This is a genomic window from Streptomyces roseirectus, from assembly GCF_014489635.1.
In the GTDB taxonomy this organism is placed as follows: Bacteria; Actinomycetota; Actinomycetes; order Streptomycetales; family Streptomycetaceae; genus Streptomyces; species Streptomyces roseirectus.
Window position 1 is genome coordinate 2,987,539 of the sequence record NZ_CP060828.1, and the last position, 19,192, is coordinate 3,006,730.

Below are 19,192 nucleotides of genomic sequence, written 5' to 3' on the forward strand. Positions count from 1 at the left end.
CCTAGCAGCGAACACCGGGAGTTGCTGAACACCTACTCCCGAGTGACGCCCGCCACCAGCTCGTCCGCCGCCCGGTACACGTCCAGCTCCCCCGCCACCACCCGCTCCGCCAGCACCCCCACCCGCCGGTCCCCCCGCAGATCCCCGATCCGCTCCCGCAGCGCCGTCACCGCGATCGTCTCGATCTCGTGGGCGGCCCGCTCCCGCCGCCGCTCGGCCAGCACGCCCCGCTCCGCCATCCACCCCCGGTGTTTCTCCAGCGCGGCGACGACCTCGTCGACCCCCTCGCCCCGGGAGGCGACGGTCTTGACGATCGGGGGCCGCCAGTCGCCCGGCGCGCGGGACTCCCCGAGCCCGAGCATGTGGTTCAGCTCGCGCGCGGTCGCGTCGGCGCCGTCGCGGTCGGCCTTGTTGACGACGTAGACGTCACCGATCTCCAGGATCCCGGCCTTGGCGGCCTGGATGCCGTCGCCCATGCCGGGCGCGAGCAGCACGACGGACGTGTCGGCCTGCGCCGCGATCTCCACCTCGGACTGCCCGACCCCGACGGTCTCGACGAGGACGACGTCGCAGCCGGCCGCGTCGAGCACCCGGATCGCCTGCGGCGCGGCCCAGGCGAGCCCGCCGAGGTGCCCGCGCGTCGCCATGGACCGGATGTAGACGCCGGGGTCGGAGGCGTGGTCGGACATCCGGACCCGGTCCCCGAGGAGCGCGCCGCCGGAGAACGGGGACGACGGGTCGACGGCGAGGACACCGACCCGTTTCCCCTCCCGCCGGTACGCGCTGACCAGTGCGGACGTCGACGTCGACTTGCCGACCCCCGGCGATCCGGTGAGCCCGACGACGTACGCGCCCCCGGTCAGCGGGGCGAGCGCCGCCATCACCTCTCTGAGCTGCGGGGACGCCCCCTCGACCAGCGAGATCAGCCGGGCCACGGCACGCGGCCGGCCCTCTCGCGCCTGGGCGATCAGGGAGGGGACGTCCTGCATCACAGCTCCGCTCAGCCGATCCGGTGACCTGATGATCTGACGATCAGATCATCACCTCAGATGAACTCACGCCTTCGGCACGCGCACGATCAGCGCGTCCCCCTGCCCGCCGCCCCCGCACAGCGCCGCCGCCCCGACCCCGCCGCCGCGCCGCTTCAGCTCCAGCGCCAGGTGCAGCACCAGCCGCGCCCCGGACATCCCGATCGGGTGCCCCAGCGCGATCGCCCCGCCGTTGACGTTCACCTTTTCCGGCGACACGCCCAGGTCCTTCATGGACTGCACGGCGACGGCCGCGAACGCCTCGTTGATCTCGATGAGATCGAGGTCGTCCACCCCCAGCCCCTCCTTGCCCAGCGCGTGCCGGATCGCGTTGGACGGCTGCGACTGGAGGCTGTTGTCCGGCCCGGCGACGTTCCCGTGCGCCCCGATCTCCGCGATCCAGTCGAGCCCCAGCTCCCGCGCCTTCGCCTTGCTCATGACGACGACGGCGGCGGCACCGTCGGAGATCTGGGAGGAGGACCCGGCGGTGATCGTGCCGTCCTTGGTGAACGCCGGGCGCAGCCTGGCCAGGGACTCGGTGGTCGTCTCGGCGCGGATGCCCTCGTCCTGGCTGAACAGGACGGGGTCGCCCTTGCGCTGCGGGATCTCGACCGGGGTGATCTCGGCCTCGAACAGCCCGTTCTTCTGGGCGGCGGCGGCCCGCTGGTGGGAGAGCGCGGCGATCTCGTCCTGCTCCTCGCGCTTCAGGCCGAGCCGGGTGTTGTGCTTCTCGGTCGACTCCCCCATCGCGATGTTCTCGAAGGAGTCGGTGAGCCCGTCGAAGGCCATCGCGTCCAGCATCTCGATCGCGCCGTACTTGTGGCCCTCGCGGGACTTGGGCAGCAGGTGGGGCGCGTTGGTCATGGACTCCTGGCCGCCGGCGACGACGACGTCGAACTCACCGGCGCGGATCAGCTGGTCGGCGAGGGCGATCGCGTCGAGCCCGGAGAGACAGACCTTGTTGATCGTCAGGGCCGGGACGTTCATGGGGATGCCGGCCTTGACGGCGGCCTGGCGGGCGGGGATCTGGCCCGCGCCGGCCTGGAGGACCTGGCCCATGATCACGTACTGGACCTGGTCGCCGGAGATCCCGGCCCGGTCGAGCGCGGCCTTGATCGCGAAGCCGCCGAGGTCGGCCCCGGAGAACGACTTGAGGGAGCCGAGGAGGCGTCCCATGGGAGTGCGCGCGCCTGCGACGATCACCGATGTGGTCATGAGCTGCGATCCCCTTACCGGCCCCGCACGGGCCCGAGGAAGTGAACGAGGGTTTACTCACAAAGTACTGAGGAGTAGGTCATGACGTCACCCGGCCGTCGGTGTGATCGCCCGCACGTTGCGCCACCACCCTTTCAGCGCTGCACTGAATCCATGCTGACGCGAATCGACCACATCGGGATCGCCTGTCATGACCTCGACGCGACCGTCGAGTTCTACCGCGCGACCTACGGTTTCGAGGTCTTCCACACCGAGGTCAACGAGGAGCAGGGCGTACGCGAGGCCATGCTCAAGATCAACGATACGTCGGACGGGGGTTCTTCCTACCTCCAGCTCCTCCAGCCGATCCGCGAGGACTCCGCGGTGGGCAAGTGGATGGCCAAGAACGGCGAGGGCGTCCACCACATCGCCTTCGGCACCGCCGACGTCGACGCGGACTCGGAGGCCATCAGGGACAAGGGCGTCCGGGTGCTCTACGAAGAGCCCCGGCGCGGTTCCATGGGGTCACGGATCACCTTTCTGCACCCCAAGGATTGCCACGGTGTCCTCACAGAACTGGTCACATCGGCCCCTGTTGAGTCCGACGAGCACTGACCCACGTACATAAGGGCCGGTAGGGTTGGGGGCGGTTGCCCGCCGCAGGGTGGGGCAACCGCTATGCCGGGGTCCGGGTTTCGGGGGTAGGAGCGGCGGGCGCAGCCCGTGTTCCGCCGACGATCTGACACCATTCCCCGGGGGCCCCGTCCGGCGAATGGACGGGAGCTCGTTGGAAAAGCTTGCGACCAGGGGACGGATGGGACCGCGCAGTGCGGGGCTACGAGAGCCAGGAGCGAGAGCCGGCGGCTGACGTCGACCACCTCACTCGGTTCGAAGCCGAGATGAAACGGCTGAAGACCGAGCGGGAAAAGGCGATCCAGCACGCCGAGGACCTCGGCTACCAGGTCGAGGTGCTGCGCGCCAAGCTGCACGAGGCGCGGCGCACCATCATGACCCGGCCCGCCTTCGACGGCGGCGACCTCAACTACCAGGCCGAGCAACTGCTGCGGAACGCGCAGATGCAGGCCGACCAGTTGCGCCAGGACGCCGAGCGCGAGCTGAGCCAGGCCCGTGCGCAGACCCAGCGCATCCTCCAGGAGCACGCGGAGCAGGCGGCCCGGCTCCAGGCGGAGCTGCACCAGGAGGCGGTCACCCGGCGCCAGCAGCTCGACCAGGAGCTGGCGGAGCGCCGTCAGACCGTCGAGTCGCACGTCAACGAGAACGTCGCGTGGGCCGAGCAGTTGCGGGCCCGCTCCGAGGCGCAGGCGCGCCGGCTCCTCGACGAGTCGCGCGCGGAGGCCGAGCAGGCGCTGGCGACGGCCCGCGCCGAGGCGGAGCGGCTGACCAACGAGGCCCGGCAGCGGCTCACCAGCGACGCGGAGACGGCCCGGACCGAGGCCGAGCAGATCATGCTGCGGGCCCGCGCGGACGCGGAGCGCCTGCTGAACGCGGCGGGCGCGCAGGCCCAGGAGGCCACGGACCACGCGGAGCAGTTGCGCACCTCGACGGCGTCCGAGTCGGACGCGGCGCGCCGGCAGGCGGCCGAGCTGTCGCGGGCGGCCGAGCAGCGGATGACGGAGGCCGAGGAGGCGCTGCGCAAGGCGCAGGCCGAGGCGGAGAAGCTGGTCGCGGAGGCGCAGACGGCCGCCGAGAAGGCGCTGTCCACCGCCGAGTCGGCCAACGAGCAGCGCACGCGCACCGCGAAGGAGCAGGTGGCGCGGCTGGTCAGCGAGGCGACGAAGGAGGCCGAGGCCACCAGGTCGGACGCCGAGCAGATCGTCGCGGACGCCCGTGCCGAGGCCGAGAAGATCGTCGCGGAGGCGGCCGAGAAGGCCCGCACGATCACCGCCGAGGAGAGCGCGACCCAGCTGTCGAAGGCGGCCAAGACCGCCGAGGACGTCCTCAACAAGGCGCAGGAGGACGCCCGTTCCACGCTGAAGGCGGCGTCCGAGGAGGCCGAGCGGGTCCGGGGTGAGGCGGAGGCCGAGGCGGACCGGCTGCGCTCCGAGGCGCACGACATCGCCGAGCAGCTGAAGGGCTCCGCGAAGGACGACACGAAGGAGTACCGCGCCAAGACCGTCGAACTCCAGGAGGAGGCGCGGCGGCTGCGCGGCGAGGCCGAGCAGTTGCGCTCGGACGCGGTCGCCGAGGGCGAGAAGATCCGCGCGGAGGCCCGCAAGGAGGCCGTCCAGCAGATCGAGGAGGCCGCGAAGAGCGCCGAGGAGCTGCTGGCCAAGGCGAAGGCCGACGCGGACGAGCTGCGCCAGAAGGCGACGGCGGACAGCGAGAAGGTCCGCACCGAGGCGATCGAGCGGGCGACGTCGCTGCGCCGGCAGGCCGAGGAGACGCTGGAGCGCACCCGCGCGGAGGCGGAGCGCCAGCGGGACGAGGCGGTCGGGCTCGCCGAGACGATCACCGCGAACGCGGAGGACGCGGCGCGCGAGCTGCGCGAGGACGCCGAGCGCGCCATAGCGGCCCGGCAGTCGGAGGCCGCCGAGGAGCTGGCCCGGCTGCACGCGGAGGCCGAGACGCGGCTCGCGTCGGCCGAGCAGGCGCTGACGCAGGCCCGCGAGGAGGCGGCGCAGTTGCGCCGCGAGACCGCCGAGGAGACGGACCGGCTGCGCGCGGAGTCCGCCGAGCGGATCCGTGCGCTCCAGCAGCAGGCCGCCGACGAGGCGGACCGGCTGCGCACCGAGGCCGCGGCCGACGCGTCCGCGTCCCGCGCCGAGGGCGAGGCCCTGGCGGTGCGGCTGCGGTCGGACGCCGCGGCGGAGGCCGAGCGGCTGAAGACGGAGGCCCAGGAGACCGCGAACCGGGTCCGCGCGGAGGCGCAGGCCGCGGCCGAGCGGCTGGCCGAGGAGGCGTCGGACGCGCTGGCGGCGGCCCAGGAGGAGGCCGTCCGGCGTCGGCGCGAGGCCGAGGAGACGCTGGGCGCGGCGCGCGCGGAGGCCGACCAGGAGCGGGAGCGGGCCCGCGAGCAGAGCGAGGAACTGCTCGCGTCGGCGCGCAAGCGGGTCGAGGACGCGCAGGCCGAGGCCGTCCGGCTGGTCGAGGAGGCGGACCGGCGGGCCTCGGAGATGGTCGCGGCGGCCGAGCAGCACGCGCAGCAGGTGCGGGACTCTGTGGCCGGGCTGCACGAGCAGGCGCAGGAGGAGATCACCGGGCTGCGGTCGGCCGCCGAGCACGCGGCGGAGCGTACGCGCCGGGAGGCCGAGGAGGAGGCGGACCGGGTCCGCGCCGACGCCTACGCCGAGCGGGAGCGCGCGGCGGAGGACGCCGCGCGGGTGCGTCAGCAGTCGCGGGACGAGTCGGAGGCCGCGCAGGCGCTGGCCGAGCGGACGGTCGGCGACGCGATCGCGGAGGCGGAGCGGCTGCGCTCGGAGTCCTCGGCGCACGCCCAGCGGGTGCGTACGGAGGCGTCGGACACGATCGCGCAGGCCGAGCAGGACGCGGCGCGCACGCGGGCGGACGCCCGGGAGGACGCGAACCGGATCCGCTCGGACGCGGCGACGCAGGCCGACACCCTGATCACCGAGGCGCGCAGCGAGGCGGAACGGCTGCAGAGCGAGACCCTGGCGGAGGCCGAGCGCCTTCAGATGGAGACGGCGGCCGAGGTCGACCGGGTGCGCGGCGACGCGCACGCGGACGCGGAGCGGATGCGGGCCGAGGCGTCGGAGACGGTCGGCTCCGCCCAGCAGCACGCGGAGCGGATGCGTGCGGAGTCGGCGCGGCAGCGGGCCGAGGCGGAGGCGGAGGCCGAACGGCTCGTCAGCTCGGCGCGCGAGGAGGCCGACCGGACGCTGGACGAGGTGCGCCGGGAGGCCAACAAGCGGCGCTCCGAGGCGGCCGAGCAGGTCGACACGCTCATCACGGAGACGACGGCCGAGGTCGACAAGCTTTTGTCGGAGGCGCAGGAGCAGGCGCTGAAGACGACGGCGGACGCGGAGGAGCGGGCCGACTCGATGGTCGGCGCGGCCCGCGCGGAGGCCGAGCGGCTGATCGGCGAGGCGACGGTCGAGGGCAACTCCCGGGTGGAGAAGGCCCGGACGGACGCGGACGAGCTGCTGGTCGGCGCGCGCCGGGACGCGACGGCGATAAGGGAGCGCGCGGAGGAGCTGCGCGACCGGATCACGTCCGAGATCGAGGAGTTGCACGAGCGGGCGCGGCGTGAGGCCGCCGAGACGATGAAGGCGACGGGCGACCGCTGCGACGCGCTCATCACGGCGGCCGAGGAGCAGCTGAACAAGGCGCAGGCCAAGGCGAAGGAGCTGGTGTCGGAGGCCAACTCCGAGGCGGGCAAGGTCCGGATCGCCGCGGTCAAGAAGGCGGAGGGGCTGCTCAAGGAGGCCGAGCAGAAGAAGGCCCAGCTGGTGCGCGAGGCCGAGGAGTTGAAGGCCGAGGCGATCCGCGAGGCGATGCGCAGTGTCGAGGAGGGCAAGCGCGAGCTGGAGGTGCTGGTCCGGCGGCGCGAGGACATCCAGGCGGAGATCTCCCGTGTCCAGGACGTCCTCGAAGCGTTGGAGTCTTTCGAGGCCCCGTCGTCCGCGAAGGACGGGGGCGTCAAAGCGGGAGCGGCGGTAGGGTCCCCTCGTTCGGGTGGTAAGTCCACGGAGAGCTGATGAAGTGTGCAGCTTCGGAGAACATCCGGTGGATTTGACCGGTTGATGGCAGGAGGTTGGAGAACTTTGCCCCGCTCTCTGATATTCCGGTCTCCGACCGGCCACTCAAAACGGGTGTCATTCTCCAGATCAAACACGCATCCGCTCGATGACACACCGCCTCGGCCCCTAGGATTCCACCTATCACCTCACCGGTCTCATTCGACAGGAACCCCATGAGCGACACTTCCCCCTACGGCTTCGAGCTTGTGCGGCGTGGGTACGACCGCGCTCAGGTGGACGAACGCATCTCGAAGCTCGTCTCCGACCGTGACAGCGCTCTGGCCCGGATCACCGCCCTCGAGAAGCGCATCGAGGAACTGCACCTCGAGACGCAGAACGCGCAGGCGCAGGTCTCCGACGCCGAGCCGTCGTACGCCGGTCTCGGCGCGCGGGTCGAGAAGATCCTGCGCCTCGCCGAGGAAGAGGCCAAGGATCTGCGCGAGGAGGCCCGCCGGGCGGCCGAGCAGCACCGCGAGCTCGCGGAGTCGGCGGCGCAGCAGGTCCGCAACGACGCCGAGTCGTTCGCCGCGGAGCGCAAGGCCAAGTCCGAGGACGAGGGCGTCCGGATCGTCGAGAAGGCCAAGAGCGACGCCTCCCAGCTGCGCTCCGAGGCCCAGAAGGACGCGCAGTCCAAGCGTGAGGAGGCCGACGCGCTCTTCGAGGAGACCCGTGCGAAGGCCGCGCAGGCCGCCGCCGACTTCGAGACGAACCTCGCGAAGCGGCGTGAGCAGTCGGAGCGTGACCTCGCGGCGCGTCAGCAGAAGGCGGAGAAGCGGCTCGCGGAGATCGAGCACCGCGCCGAGCAGCTGCGTCTCGAGGCCGAGAAGCTGCGCACCGACGCCGAGCGCCGGGCCCGCCAGACCGTCGAGACGGCCCAGCGGCAGTCCGAGGACATCGTCGCGGACGCCAACGCCAAGGCGGACCGCATCCGTTCCGAGTCCGAGCGCGAGCTGGCGGCCCTCACCAACCGCCGCGACTCGATCAACGCCCAGCTCACCAACGTCCGCGAGATGCTGGCCACCCTCACGGGTGCCGCCGTCGCCGCCGCGGGCGCGCCGGTCGTCGACGACGAGCCGATCTCCCGCGGGGTCCCGGCCCAGCAGTCCCGGTAACCCCGGGTTGGCACACCTCACCTGAGAGGCGGTAGGACTCGTGGTCCTACCGCCTCTTCGGCGTGCGCTGGGAGGGCCGACGACCATGAGAACAATGAGCCGTGTCAGCTAACCTGACAGCGTTCGCGCGGCCCGAAGCCCCTGATCTTTGGAGGAAGGCATGACCGCAGAACTCCCCGACTGGATGATGGCGCCTCGGCCGAGCGGCTGGGAGGCGGACGATCTCGACCACCTGCCGCAGGCCCCACGGCACACCGAACTCATCGACGGAGCCTTGATCTTCATGATGTCACCGCAACGTTCCTGGCACGCCAGGGTCATTCGAAGGCTGACTCTCGCTCTGGAGCAAGCCGCTCCCACCGGCTTCAATGCCGATCAAGAGATGACCGTGCGTATCGACAAGAAGAACCGGCCCGAGCCCGACGTCCTCATCTACACCGCGCCCTACGAACCCGATCGCACCTGGTACGCCCCCGAGGACCTTGCCCTGGTTGTCGAGGTCGTCTCGGAGGAGTCAGCAGATCGGGATCGTTTCATGAAGCCGCCGAAGTATTCACACGCTGGAATCCCTCATTTCTGGCGTATCGAGGACGAGGACGGCGGCCTCGTCGTCCACGTCTACGAACTCGACACCGCGACCGGCACCTACGTCCCCACAGGCATCCACCGCGACCGGCTGAAGCTCTCCGTTCCCTTCACCCTGGACATCGACCTCGCGGCCCTCGCGGCCTGAACCGGTCTCCGCGTCAGGACCGTTTGAAGAACTCCACCTCCGCCAGGGCGAGTTGGCGGCCCTGGGTGAGGCCGGCCGGGGAGTTCAGGGTGAGGCGGACCGTTTTCACGTCGCTGAAGGCGGTGACGATGGTATGTGTGCCCGCCTTGTCGGCGAGGGTGATTTTCTTGGTCTTCTTCTCGCCGGAGGACGTGGTGACTTCGAGGTCCATCTCCAGGGCCCGGCCCTGGGTCGCGTACTCCTTCGGGGTGAAGCCGGCGCCGTTGGTGATGATGACGTCCACCAGGCGGAAGGGCGTGCGGAAGGTGTAGGTGACGGACGCGCCGGGGCTGGTGCCCCAGTAGCTGTTGCGGACGCCGTCCGTGGTGTTCGTCGCGGGATGGCGGGCGCTCTCGGTCGTCGCCGTCGTCGTCACCGGAGTGATCGGCACCGGCTTGCCCAGCTTGTCCCTCGTGTCCTCGAACAGGGCCCGGCCCGCGGGCAGCAGGAAGAACCCGGCGGCGCACAGGGCGAGGATCACGGCCAGGATCACCAGCAGCCGCGTCAGCCGCCCCGAACTCGCCCGCACCTTGCGGCGGAACGGCCACACCGTGCGCCACCAGGGCAGCGGCGCCGGGGCCTCCGTCGCGGTCAGCGGAGCGGCACAGCGCCGGCAGAAACGGCGGCCCGGGGGGTTGGGGGTGCCGCAGACCGGGCACGGGGGGCCGGTGATGTCGTCCGGGGGTGGCGTGGGGCGTGCGGTGGGGCGGGGGGTGGCGGCCTTCGCGGGGAGGACGGGCTGGATGGGGGCGGGGGAATCGGGCGCGGGGGCCGTGGGGGTGCGGGGAGCTGGGGACGGGGGGACGGGCGGGGGCGTGCGCGGGGCGGCGGGCCTCGGGGCGGGGGTGGTCGGGGGCGGGGTGCTCGGCGCCGGGGTGGGTTCAGCGGGGGGCGGGGTGGGAGTGGGGGTGCTCGGCGCGGACGGGGGTGGAGGCGGCGTGCGCTTCCAGGGCGGTGTGCGTTTCGAGGCCGGCCTGCCGGTAGCCGGCGTCTCTTCCCGGGCCGGGGCGTCTGAAACCGGCGTCGCCTCCCGGGGCGGCGTGCCGGCGGCCGGCGTCTCCGCCTGGACCGGCGTGCTCGAAGCCGGGGTCGCCCTCGGCGCCGGGGATTCCGGAACCGGCGGGGTCGCCGAGGCCGGCGGGGTCGCCGGAGCTGCCGGTGTCTCCGGGACTGATCGCGTCTCCGGGGCTGCCGGGGTCTCCGGAGCTGACCGCGTCACCGAAGCCGGCCGCGTCTCCGCAGACGCCGGTGTCTCCGCAGGCGTCGGCTCCGGCTCCGGCGTCACCGGATCCGGCCTCGACTCCCTCCCCCCGCCGTCCGACCACCCCAGATACGTCCCACAGTTGCCGCAGAAATCATCCGTCGGCCCATTGGACGCCCCGCAGGCAGGACACGCGCGCACGGCGTCACCTCCCTTCGTCGGTGGGCGGGCCGGGGACGAGTTCGACCCGGCAGGGGGTGTGTGCCGGGCACATGGCCCGGACGATGGAGTGGACGCGGCCGGCGTCGACGTGGGGGTCCCGGTCGGGACGGACGCGGATCAGCGGCCCGGCGTCGGAGGCGGGCGGCAGGTCGGCGCCCGGGGTGGACGACCAGATCGCGGCACCGTCGTCGACGATCTCGACGTGGACACCGAGCGCGAGGCGCAGCGCGTCGGTGAGGCCGCGCCGGGTGCCGCGCCAGCGGTGGAGCTCGACCGCGCGGGCCACCGCCTCGCGGCGGAGTTCGACCGTCCAGCGGGGGTCGGCCGACGCGCCCACCCAGCCCGCGAGCCAGTCCACGAAGTCGCTGGGGGCGACCCGGGGGTCGAGGTAGGAGGGCAGGTTGTCGAGCGTCGCGAAGACCGGCGCGAGGACGGTGTCGAGCCCGGCGGTGAAGCGCTGCGCGAGGTCGTCGTCGGCGTAGAGGGCGGGGAGTTGCCCGCCGATCGGGTAGCGGCTGGGCAGACCGGGGACGGCGGCACGGCTCATGCCGGCACCTCCCCGTGACGGGCGGCGTCAACTCGCTGATGCGTCACCGCACTTCACCGCCGTCCGAGACCACCACCTGGTGCTGGTACGAGAACACCAGCGCCCCCTCCCCCACGTCGATGCGCTCGGTCGGTGTCCCGCGCCGGCCGGTGATGGGGTCGGCCGCGAAGAGGCGGACGTCCTCCACGAGGGCGTTGCCGGTGGCCCGTTGGAGGAGGCCGAAGATCTCGCCGTACTGGACGGGACGCCCGAACGGCCAGCCGGTGCCGTCGGGGCCGCCGGTGAGGGGGTTGAGGTAGCGGAAGAGCGCGGCGAGCGCGGACTCGCGCACGCGGTCCGCGTCGGCGCCCGGCGCGGTGAAGCGCGCGACGACGGTGACGCCCTGGTAGACCGGCGGTTCGACGACCAACCGGGTCCCGATCAGGCGGCGTTCGTCGAGCCGGGCGGTGATGGCCGTCAACACCTGGTCGGACGGGATGAGTTGTTCGAACCGCAGCCGGTCGTCGCCTTCGTCGGCGACGGCGTCGGGGACGACGAGGACGCGCACGGCGCCGGCCTCGACCGGCAGGCACCGCACCCGCCGCACGGAGGGCGCCGCTTCCCGCGCGATGATCTCGTGGTCCTCGGCGGTGACGGCCCGCTCCTGGAGCCGAAGTGCCTGCGGGGCCCGCAACTTGGCGTTGTCGAGGGTTTCGCCGGCGACCCCGCCGAGCGCGGCCTCGCGGTTGACGACCCGGGCGACGTACGGAACGGAGCTGCGCAGCACGGAGATCGCGCCCCGCGCGACGTTGCCCGCGGGGCCGCCGCCCGTCCGGTACCGGGCCACCCTGATCTGCGCCCCCTTGGGCGGCACTGCGCCGCACTGCCGCAGCGTCCCGTCCGGTTCCCTGAGGACCGGCGGGAAGGTGAACTCCCCTGTGGTGGCGTCGACTCGGACATGCCGGTCGGCGGGGCCGGACCGGCCGAAGTGCTCGACGACCTCCCAGCGCTCCCACCCGTCCGCCGACGACACCTCGACCACGGGCGGCTCCCCGTCGAGCAGCACGGGCGGGCGGGCGAGCCGGAACGACTGCCCGGCGACGCCTTCGGATTCCCCGAGCGGCACGTCGAGAACGGTCTCGGCGTGCTCGACGGACATGGTCCCGCCGACGGTGATCACCTCGGCCTCGCGGACGGTCGGCGACTCGGAGTAGAACGGCTGCCCCGGCTCGGGTTCGGTGACCCGGCACCGCAGCCACCCCGCCCGCGTCCCCCCGATGACGGACGCGGTGTGCCCGGCCGGCACGTACAGCACGACCTCACCGGGCCTGTTCAGCCCGCCAGTTGTGTCGGAGCCGGTCTCGCACTCCTGCCAACGCGCCCCGTCCCACGCCTCCCAGACCAGCGGCGGCTGCCGCGGGTCGACACCGATGCCTTCGACGCGGCTGTCCAGATTGACGGCGACGATGCAGCGCGGCACGGCGGTCGGCAGCCCGAAGAGGAGCGCGTCACCGGGTTCCGGCGCCGCCTGGAACGCGGGGACGTCGCCGCCCTCGGCGAGGGTACGGGTCCGGTCGGTCTGCTCACCGCCCCGGGGCGCGGCGACGAGCCGCACCAACTCACTGGGGATGACGCGGAGTTCGTCGACGGTGGCGAAGACGACGGCGTCGTCGCCCTCGCCGCCGGCCGTGCTCACCTCGGTGCCCGGCGGCAGGGTCACCGTGTCGGGCTGCGGGGCGGAGAGCCAGAAGTCGACCTCGGCGCCGGCCGCCGTCGGCGGGAAGAGCTGGATGCCCAACAGGTCGAGGAACGCCGTGTAGTTCTTGTCCGGGACCCGGTTCAGCCGGTACAGCAACTGGTCCACGAGGTAGGCGAACGTCTCGATGAGGGTGACGCCCGGGTCGGAGACGTTGTGGTCCGTCCACTCGGGTGCGCGCTGCTGGACGTACCGCTTCGCCTCGTCGACGAGTTGCTGGAAGCGGCGGTCGTCCAGGTTCGGGGAGGGCAGGGCCATCAGTCCGCGACCATTTCCTCGACCCCGTCCTCGGAGGGGATCGTGTAGAAGGGAAAGACCAGGTTGCGCCGGTCGTTGGTGGAGCGCACGGTGTAGTGCACGTCGATGTAGAGGGTCCCGGCGTCGACGGAGTCGAAGGCGACGACGACCTCGTCGACGGCGATCCTCGGCTCCCACCGCTCCAGCGCCTCGCGCACCTGCTGCGCGACGCGGCCGGCGGTGGCGCCGTCGCCGGGGGCGAAGACGTAGTCGTGGATGCCGCAGCCGAACTCGGGGCGCATGGGGCGTTCGCCGGGCGCGGTGCCGAGGACGAGGCGGATGGCCTCCTCGATCTCCCGCTCCTTCTCGACCATGCCGATGCCACCGGTGGGCCCGACCCGCAGGGGGAAGGCCCAACCCCGGCCTATGAAACGCTCGTTCATCACACGCCCCCGATCAGCACGTTCATCGCCCCCGTCAGGATCGTCGCCCCGCACGCCGTCTTGTCGCGGGCCTTCGCGGCGGGCAGTCCGCCGATCAGGACGGTGCCGGAGGCGAGGCCCGCCGGGTTCGGTATGACCACGTTGGCGGGGCCGAGGGCCAGGTGCGGGGGCATCGCGCAGGTGTGGAGGCTGCCGACGACGGCCGCCGGACGGCCGCCGATGAGGACGGTCACGACGGCGCGCGCGGCGGCGGGCGGGGGCGTGGCGATCACCCCGCCGTGGTCGGTGGGGTCACCGGTGCGGGCTGCGGCCGGCATGGAACTCTCCTTCGTGCGGGGTCAGTTGATCCGGATCAGCTTGGCCTTGAGGACGCCGAGCAGTCCGCCGTCGATGGTGACGCCCGTGGTGCCGTCGACGCTCACGTTCCGGCCGCCGATCTTCACGCCGAGCTGCCCTTGGATGTCCACGTTCCGCCCGGACACGTTCACGTCGCCGCGCCCGGCGTCGAGGGTGATGCCCTCGCGGTCGAGGACGACGGACGTCAGCGCCTGCTTCCCCCGTGCGTAGACGGTGAGTTCGATGCGGCCGCGCCGTTCGTCGAGGAAGACTTCGAGCCGTTCGTCGGCGGTCCGCAGCCGCACGCCGGACGGCCCCGGGGCCCGTGCGTCGAGGAGTTCGACGCGGTGTCCCGAACGGGACACCACGGAACGCCGGTTGACCTTCCCGGTCGTCTTGTCGATGAGCGGGACGTCGTGCTGGGAGGGCTGGTCGACCCCGTTGTAGAGGCCGCCGATGACGTACGGGCTGTCCAGCAGGCCCTGTTCGAAGCCGACGAGCACTTCGTCGTTGACCTCGGGACTGACCACGCCTCCGCCGCCCTTGCCGCCCCACTGCACGGTCCGGACCCAGTCGGTGACGTACGTGTCGTCCAGCCAGGGGAACTTGAGGCGGACGGCACCTCGCTCACCGCCGGCCGGGTCGCGCACGTCGGTGACGACACCGATGGCGAGCCCCGGCATCCGGGGGCCCCGCGAGGGCGCGTTGGCGCCGGTGACCAGGCCGGTGACGGAACGGTCGGGGCTGGCGCTGACCCAGACGCGGGTGCGGTAGCCGCCCTGGGGTTCCAGGACGTGCTGCACGGCGGTGGCCGTGTACTTGCCGGAGAACGCCTTGCCGACGTTGCCGAGCGCGACGGGTTTGCCCGCCCGCAGCAGCGGGTTGCCCTCGGCCAGGATCTCCAACTCGGCGAATCCGGCGCTGACATGGTCGGCGACGGCATCGGCGACGGCGTTCGTCTCGGCGAGCGTGCGGTAGGGGGTGTCGGTGACGGTCAGCTTGGACTTGCCGAACCGGGCGGCGGCCTGCGGCGCGAGGCCCGGGACCACGGTGTCGCTGACGACCGAGGGCTTCGGCGACTTGAGGGGCTTCTTGTTGGCGACGTCCCACCCCCGCACCTCCACCTGGGAAGCGCCGTCGGCGGCCGACAGGGAGGCGTTCAGCGCGATCAGGTTGCGCCCGTACTCCAGGACCAGCGGGCTGCGGACGGCCGAGGTCGAGGGTGCGGGCGCGCCGGACGCCTTCTTCGGCTTGACGAACTGGAGCAACCCCTTGTCATCCACCCGGACTTGGGCCCCGCTCTCGCCGGCCAGGAACTGGAGGAAGTCCCAGTCGGAGACGTTCGCCTGGGAGAGCTGCTTGTAGGTGATCGGCGCGGCCTCGACCTTCCCGACGGCGAGTCCCGCCCCTGCGGCGACCTTCCGGACGATCGCGGAGGCGGTCATGTTCCGGTAGGCGACGACCTTGCGGCCCCGCTGGAGGCGGTGCGCCTTGGAGTAGGCGCGCACGACGGTGAACGACCCCGTGCGGTCCCGGTCGATCTCCAGGGCCGTCACCTCGCCGCTGAACAGCCGCTCGCGGGACTGCCCGGAGGCGGTCACGACGGACACCTTCAGCGGGGTGCCGATGGTGATGCCGGTCGCGGCAAGGAACTCGTGGTCGGGATCGCGGAAGGTGACGACGGCGGCGTCCGGAAGACCCACGTTCTCGTCGACGACACAACTCACCACCTGCGCGGCCCAGCTGGGCGGCAGTTCACCGGGCGCCTCGATGACGGGGTCGGCGGCGAAGGCCCGTCCGCCCCGTTCGCTCACTGATCCCACCGCTCCTCCTCCGCACCCGCGTCCCGCAGCCCCGGCACCACGAGTTCGGTGCCGGGGACGAGCGCCATCGGGTCGTCGATCCCGTTCGCCTCCGCGATGACCCGCCAGGCCGTCGCGTCGCCGTACTCCCGCCACGCCAGCATCGCGAGGCTGTCACCCGCGACGACGGTGTGCGTGCTGCGGGCGGTGCGCGCGCCGGACGTCGGGTTCTGGCCCGCCGGGTCGACGGTCGCCTCCTCGATGGTGAGGGAGCACGTCGCCCGCAGGGGCGTGCCGTCGACGTCGAACAGCGTGTACGTCACCGACAGGCTGGACAGCACCCCGTCGAACGACGTCGTGCGCGCCGTCCCCCACTCGAACCGCACCCACGGGCTCGCGGGTTTCTTGCGGCCCAGGCTCGTCGGGGTCGGTACGCACGCCTTCATCAGCTTCTCCACCGCCTGCTCCACGGACTTGTCGTGGGTGGCGGTGGCGTCCAGGAACACTTCGAGGCTGAGCGTGCGGGGGCCGCTGCCCACGAACTCGGGCAGCGCGGACTGGCCGGCCATCCGTGAAGGGGTTCGCCGCCATTCCGTGGACTTGCTCAGTTGCAGTGTCGAGGGGTTGAACTGGAGGTTGAGGCGCGCGATCGTCCCGCCGGGTTTCGCGCCGACGGACGGTGGCGGTTCCTTCAGGGTCAACTGGGCTCTCACCCGGCTCGATCGGGACGGTGACATGCCGAACCTCCTTTCTTTCTACGGTTGTTGCTGGTCGGTCTCGGTTGTTGCTGGTTGTGTCAGGACGGGCGCAGGCCCTGGTGGGCGATTTCCAGGGTTTCCACCGCCGCCGCCGAGTTGGCCGGGTCGAAGGACGGGCCCTGCCAGCGGACGGGGACGATGCCGAAGACCTGCCAGCTGATGATCGGGCTGAAGTCCGGGCGCAGGGCCACGATCTCGCCGTCCTTCGGTTCCACCCTGCGGAGGGTTTCGTCGAGCCAGCGTGAGATCTTCGCCGTGTCCTCCGTGACCGGCCTGGTCAGGGTGATGTTCGTCCATGTGACCCGGCCCGGCAGTTGCCACGTGAAGTCGTTGTTGCCGCCCTCGGCGTACGTTTCCATCTCCACCTCGGCGCCCATGCCTGAGCAGGTGTGGAACGCGCCCAGGTCGTTGCCGCCGATCGCCAGCCTGAAGTGCACGCTGGTCGCGAAAATGTTGTCCGTCATTCGTCCGTCATCCGTTCCGTGCCGTCGTCCTTGCCGCGCCTCGCTGTCAGCGGCGGCCGTCGTAGGGGCGGCCTGTTCTGTCCCGGCCTCGCCGCAGTTCCGTTCGCAGCAGCCGGGCGACGGGGTCGATCAGGCGGCGGGCGAGGTCGTCCAGGTCGGAGTCCTGGGGGGTGGGGGGCGAGGGCGGGGTGTCGGGCGTTTTGCGGGCGGCCGGGGTTGCCGGGTTCGCCGAGGTCGCCTGGGGCGCCGGGTTCCGTTGAACGGCCGTGTGGTGTGCGGGGGTTCGCGGGGCGGGGGTTCGTTGCACGGGGGGTTGCTGGGGGGTGGTCCGCTGGATCTGGGGGGTGGGTGCCTGGGGCGGTGGGGGTTGATTCAGCGGGGCGGCTTGGGAGTTGGTCACGGGGAGGGGGCGGGCGGGGACTACCCGTGGGGGGTGCGGGTGGTGGGGTGGGGTGGGGCGGACCACGGGGACTCGTTGAACTGTGGGGGTGGGAGCGGGGGTTGAGGCGGGGGTTGGGGTGCTTCGGGGGTGGGGGTGTGCGGGGGTGGCGGGTGTGGGTGCCGGGGGGTTTTGGGCGTGGCGTTGCACGGGGGTGTTGTGCTGGGTGAGCCGTTGCGTGGGCGCCGGGTCGGTGTTCGGTGGGGGTGGTGCGGTGGTTTGGGTGCCGGGCCAGCGGGGTGTCACCACCGGGGGGCGGGCGGAGACGGGGGCGGCGGAGGGGGCCATGCCCTGTGCTGTGTGGGTGTTGAGGGTGAGGGGGCGGGCGGGGAGGAGGGGGAGGGCGCGGTGAGTTGGGTGGGGTGGGGTGGGGGTGGTGCGGGTGGTGCCAGTGGTGGTCAGGGCTCGGGCGATGACCAGGGGGGTGGTGCCGGTGGTGGTTCGAGGGGTGCCCTTGGTTTCTTCGGCCGAGGAGCGGACTACGACGACTGGAGGCTTGTCGGAGTTGGCTGCCTGCGTTCGAACAGGAAAAGCGTGAGCATCAAGGGGTCCCCGGGAGGGCGGAGTTGGTGAGTTCGCCGGGGTTGGGGGAGCTGTGGGTGGTGTCGGTCGCGTCGGTGTCGGGTGGGCCGTCGGTGCGGTTGAGGTTGTTGGGGGCGTGGGTGTTGTCCGGGGGGCCCGGAGTACCGGAGTTGGTGGTGTCGTGGGGGTTGAGGGGCTTGCCTTGGTTCCGGGGGTTGCCGGAGTTGTCGGAGTTGTCGGGGGCGTTGATGCCAGGGGGGTCGGCGGAGTTGTAGGCGTCGCCGGGGCTGCCGGAGTCGTGAGGGGCGCCGGGGGTGAAGGGGGTGTCGGAGTTGTCGGAGCTGCCGGAGTTCTCTGGGCTGCCGGAGTTGCAGAAGTCGCCGGGGCTGAAGGGGCCGCCGGAGTTGCCGAGGTCGATGGGGATGCTGGAGTCGCCGAGGCCGACGGGGCGGTCCGAGTCGCCGAGGTCGATGGGGCTACCCGAGTCGCCGAGGGCGAAGGCATTGCCGGAGTCGCCGATGCCGACGGGGTTGCCAAAGTCGCCGGGGTCGAAGGCGTTGCCGGAGTCGCCGATGCCGACGAGGGTGCCGTAGTCGCCGCCCGCTGTACCTGCGGTCGGCCCGCCTCGCCCGCTCCCGCGCTACCCCCCTCGCTCACCGACCTCCGCAACGGAGCCACCAACGGCCCCTTCTCCCCCGTCACTTGCCCAGACCCGACCTCGCCGCCCCCCTCCACGAGACGCCTCTGCACCGCACCCGCCGTCCCCAGCACCGGCGCACTCGGCCCCGTTCGCCCCTCGCGAGCCCCCGGCACCTGGGCGCTCGCGGGCAGCGCGGCCATCGGTGCGCCCAGTCCACCCCGCGCCCGCGCGCGCGAACTCTCCCGCGACGCGGGCGAGCCCGACGCAGGCGAAGCAGACGCGGACGCCCCAGCCGCAGGTGAGCCAGACGCGACGGAGCCAGACCCAGGGGAGCCACCGGAGACACCGGCCCCCTCCCCCTCCCGATGCACAACAGGCAACGCGGGCCCACCCGAAATCACGCCCCCAGCACCGGACGTCACCCCGTCCGAGGCCAACATCCGCGCAGTGGACGGCAGTTCCGTCATCGGCGCCCCGAGCGGGCTCCCCTCACGACTCCCGGCCACCCGCCGCACAGGAGCACCAGACCCCGGCACCTCACCCGTCCCACCCGCACTCCGCACCACGGCAACTCGCCGCACCGGCACGGCAGTCCGCCGAGCCACAGTCAACTTCCCCCGCACAGAACGCGGCTGGACGACAGGCCGCGCCCCCTCCCCAACACCAACACCAACACCGGCACCGGCACCGGCACCGGCAGCCTCCACCCGCTGAACAGCCGTCCCCGGAACACCCGCCCCTGGAACACCCGCCCCCGCAACAGGAGTCCGCGCCCCAGAAGCCTTCCCCCCGGAACCAGAAGCCGGTCCCCCAGAAGCCTTCGCTCCAGAAGCAGCAGCCCGCCCCTCGAAGCCTCGCTCACCAGAAACCCGTCCCCCGGAACCCCGCTCACCAGAACCTCTCCCGCCAGCAGCCCGCCCCCCGGAGCCTCGCTCACCAGAAACCCGTCCCCCGGAACCCCGCTCACCAGAAGCCTGTCCCTCAGAAGCCCGCTCCCCGGAACCCCGCTCACGAGAACCCCG

17 protein-coding genes are annotated in these 19,192 nt (G+C 72.3%); 5 read left to right on the plus strand and 12 right to left on the minus strand.

What is annotated here, in order from left to right:
• Positions 1-32: 32 nt before the first annotated feature.
• Entirely contained in the window at positions 33-989 is a 957-nt protein-coding gene (meaB, locus tag IAG44_RS12180) for a methylmalonyl Co-A mutase-associated GTPase MeaB (RefSeq protein WP_187747152.1), read from the minus strand.
• A gap of 66 nt (positions 990-1,055) precedes the next feature.
• The gene (locus tag IAG44_RS12185; protein ID WP_187747153.1) at positions 1,056-2,243 is read right to left on the minus strand and encodes an acetyl-CoA C-acetyltransferase; all 1,188 of its coding nucleotides are present in this window, start codon (positions 2,241-2,243) and stop codon (positions 1,056-1,058) included.
• Between the two features lie 153 nt (positions 2,244-2,396).
• Between IAG44_RS12185 and mce the strand changes: the two genes are divergently transcribed.
• The 4 genes from mce (at position 2,397) to IAG44_RS12205 (ending at position 8,785) form a co-directional block, all read left to right on the plus strand.
• Complete coding sequence (mce, locus tag IAG44_RS12190) at positions 2,397-2,837, plus strand: methylmalonyl-CoA epimerase (protein WP_187747154.1); 441 nt, start codon at positions 2,397-2,399, stop codon at positions 2,835-2,837.
• A 212-nt stretch (positions 2,838-3,049) separates the two neighbouring features.
• Positions 3,050-6,898 (plus strand): polarized growth protein Scy, encoded by a 3,849-nt coding sequence (scy, locus tag IAG44_RS12195; RefSeq protein WP_187747155.1) that lies wholly within the window; start codon positions 3,050-3,052, stop codon positions 6,896-6,898.
• Between the two features lie 215 nt (positions 6,899-7,113).
• Entirely contained in the window at positions 7,114-8,052 is a 939-nt protein-coding gene (locus IAG44_RS12200; protein WP_187747156.1) for a coiled-coil domain-containing protein, read from the plus strand.
• Positions 8,053-8,212: 160 nt separating this feature from the next.
• Positions 8,213-8,785, plus strand: a complete 573-nt coding sequence (locus tag IAG44_RS12205) for a Uma2 family endonuclease (RefSeq protein ID WP_187747157.1) — start codon at positions 8,213-8,215, stop codon at positions 8,783-8,785.
• 13 nt (positions 8,786-8,798) lie between these two features.
• Here IAG44_RS12205 and IAG44_RS12210 read toward each other — a convergent pair whose 3' ends face one another.
• The 10 genes from IAG44_RS12210 to IAG44_RS12255 form a co-directional block, all read right to left on the minus strand.
• Positions 8,799-9,374 carry an NADase-type glycan-binding domain-containing protein gene (locus IAG44_RS12210; protein WP_187747158.1) on the minus strand — a complete coding sequence of 192 codons (576 nt, stop codon included), beginning with the start codon at positions 9,372-9,374 and terminating at the stop codon, positions 8,799-8,801.
• A gap of 331 nt (positions 9,375-9,705) precedes the next feature.
• Entirely contained in the window at positions 9,706-10,149 is a 444-nt protein-coding gene (locus IAG44_RS12215) for a hypothetical protein (RefSeq protein WP_187747159.1), read from the minus strand.
• An 81-nt stretch (positions 10,150-10,230) separates the two neighbouring features.
• Positions 10,231-10,794 carry a phage tail protein gene (locus IAG44_RS12220; RefSeq protein ID WP_187747160.1) on the minus strand — a complete coding sequence of 188 codons (564 nt, stop codon included), beginning with the start codon at positions 10,792-10,794 and terminating at the stop codon, positions 10,231-10,233.
• 43 nt (positions 10,795-10,837) lie between these two features.
• The gene (locus IAG44_RS12225) at positions 10,838-12,787 is read right to left on the minus strand and encodes a putative baseplate assembly protein (protein WP_187747161.1); all 1,950 of its coding nucleotides are present in this window, start codon (positions 12,785-12,787) and stop codon (positions 10,838-10,840) included.
• Positions 12,787-13,209 (minus strand): GPW/gp25 family protein, encoded by a 423-nt coding sequence (locus IAG44_RS12230; protein WP_187747162.1) that lies wholly within the window; start codon positions 13,207-13,209, stop codon positions 12,787-12,789. Before IAG44_RS12230 ends, IAG44_RS12225 begins: the two co-directional genes overlap by 1 nt.
• Positions 13,209-13,526: a PAAR domain-containing protein gene (locus tag IAG44_RS12235; RefSeq protein ID WP_187747163.1), complete on the minus strand. Its 318-nt coding sequence runs from the start codon at positions 13,524-13,526 to the stop codon at positions 13,209-13,211. Before IAG44_RS12235 ends, IAG44_RS12230 begins: the two co-directional genes overlap by 1 nt.
• Before the next feature lie 21 nt (positions 13,527-13,547).
• Positions 13,548-15,368, minus strand: coding sequence for a VgrG-related protein (locus IAG44_RS12240; RefSeq protein WP_425508437.1), 1,821 nt, complete (start codon positions 15,366-15,368; stop codon positions 13,548-13,550).
• A complete protein-coding gene (locus tag IAG44_RS12245) occupies positions 15,356-16,084 on the minus strand; it encodes a CIS tube protein (protein WP_187747164.1) in 729 nt (242 codons plus the stop codon). Before IAG44_RS12245 ends, IAG44_RS12240 begins: the two co-directional genes overlap by 13 nt.
• A 59-nt stretch (positions 16,085-16,143) precedes the next feature.
• Positions 16,144-16,569 carry a phage tail protein gene (locus tag IAG44_RS12250; RefSeq protein ID WP_187747165.1) on the minus strand — a complete coding sequence of 142 codons (426 nt, stop codon included), beginning with the start codon at positions 16,567-16,569 and terminating at the stop codon, positions 16,144-16,146.
• Between the two features lie 46 nt (positions 16,570-16,615).
• Positions 16,616-16,876, minus strand: a complete 261-nt coding sequence (locus IAG44_RS12255) for a hypothetical protein (protein WP_187747166.1) — start codon at positions 16,874-16,876, stop codon at positions 16,616-16,618.
• 977 nt (positions 16,877-17,853) lie between these two features.
• Between IAG44_RS12255 and IAG44_RS12260 the strand changes: the two genes are divergently transcribed.
• Positions 17,854-18,123 carry a hypothetical protein gene (locus IAG44_RS12260; protein WP_187747167.1) on the plus strand — a complete coding sequence of 90 codons (270 nt, stop codon included), beginning with the start codon at positions 17,854-17,856 and terminating at the stop codon, positions 18,121-18,123.
• The last annotated feature ends 1,069 nt before the right edge of the window (positions 18,124-19,192 follow it).

What these genes read in the sequence shown, in the direction of transcription:
- meaB (WP_187747152.1), bottom strand. Translation starts at nt 989, where the DNA reads ATGCAGGACGTCCCCTCCCTGATCGCCCAGGCGCGAGAGGGCCGGCCG.
- IAG44_RS12185 (WP_187747153.1), bottom strand. Translation starts at nt 2,243, where the DNA reads ATGACCACATCGGTGATCGTCGCAGGCGCGCGCACTCCCATGGGACGC.
- mce (WP_187747154.1), top strand. Translation starts at nt 2,397, where the DNA reads ATGCTGACGCGAATCGACCACATCGGGATCGCCTGTCATGACCTCGAC.
- IAG44_RS12200 (WP_187747156.1), top strand. Translation starts at nt 7,114, where the DNA reads ATGAGCGACACTTCCCCCTACGGCTTCGAGCTTGTGCGGCGTGGGTAC.
- IAG44_RS12205 (WP_187747157.1), top strand. Translation starts at nt 8,213, where the DNA reads ATGACCGCAGAACTCCCCGACTGGATGATGGCGCCTCGGCCGAGCGGC.
- IAG44_RS12220 (WP_187747160.1), bottom strand. Translation starts at nt 10,794, where the DNA reads ATGAGCCGTGCCGCCGTCCCCGGTCTGCCCAGCCGCTACCCGATCGGC.
- IAG44_RS12225 (WP_187747161.1), bottom strand. Translation starts at nt 12,787, where the DNA reads ATGGCCCTGCCCTCCCCGAACCTGGACGACCGCCGCTTCCAGCAACTC.
- IAG44_RS12230 (WP_187747162.1), bottom strand. Translation starts at nt 13,209, where the DNA reads ATGAACGAGCGTTTCATAGGCCGGGGTTGGGCCTTCCCCCTGCGGGTC.
- IAG44_RS12235 (WP_187747163.1), bottom strand. Translation starts at nt 13,526, where the DNA reads ATGCCGGCCGCAGCCCGCACCGGTGACCCCACCGACCACGGCGGGGTG.
- IAG44_RS12245 (WP_187747164.1), bottom strand. Translation starts at nt 16,084, where the DNA reads ATGTCACCGTCCCGATCGAGCCGGGTGAGAGCCCAGTTGACCCTGAAG.
- IAG44_RS12250 (WP_187747165.1), bottom strand. Translation starts at nt 16,569, where the DNA reads ATGACGGACAACATTTTCGCGACCAGCGTGCACTTCAGGCTGGCGATC.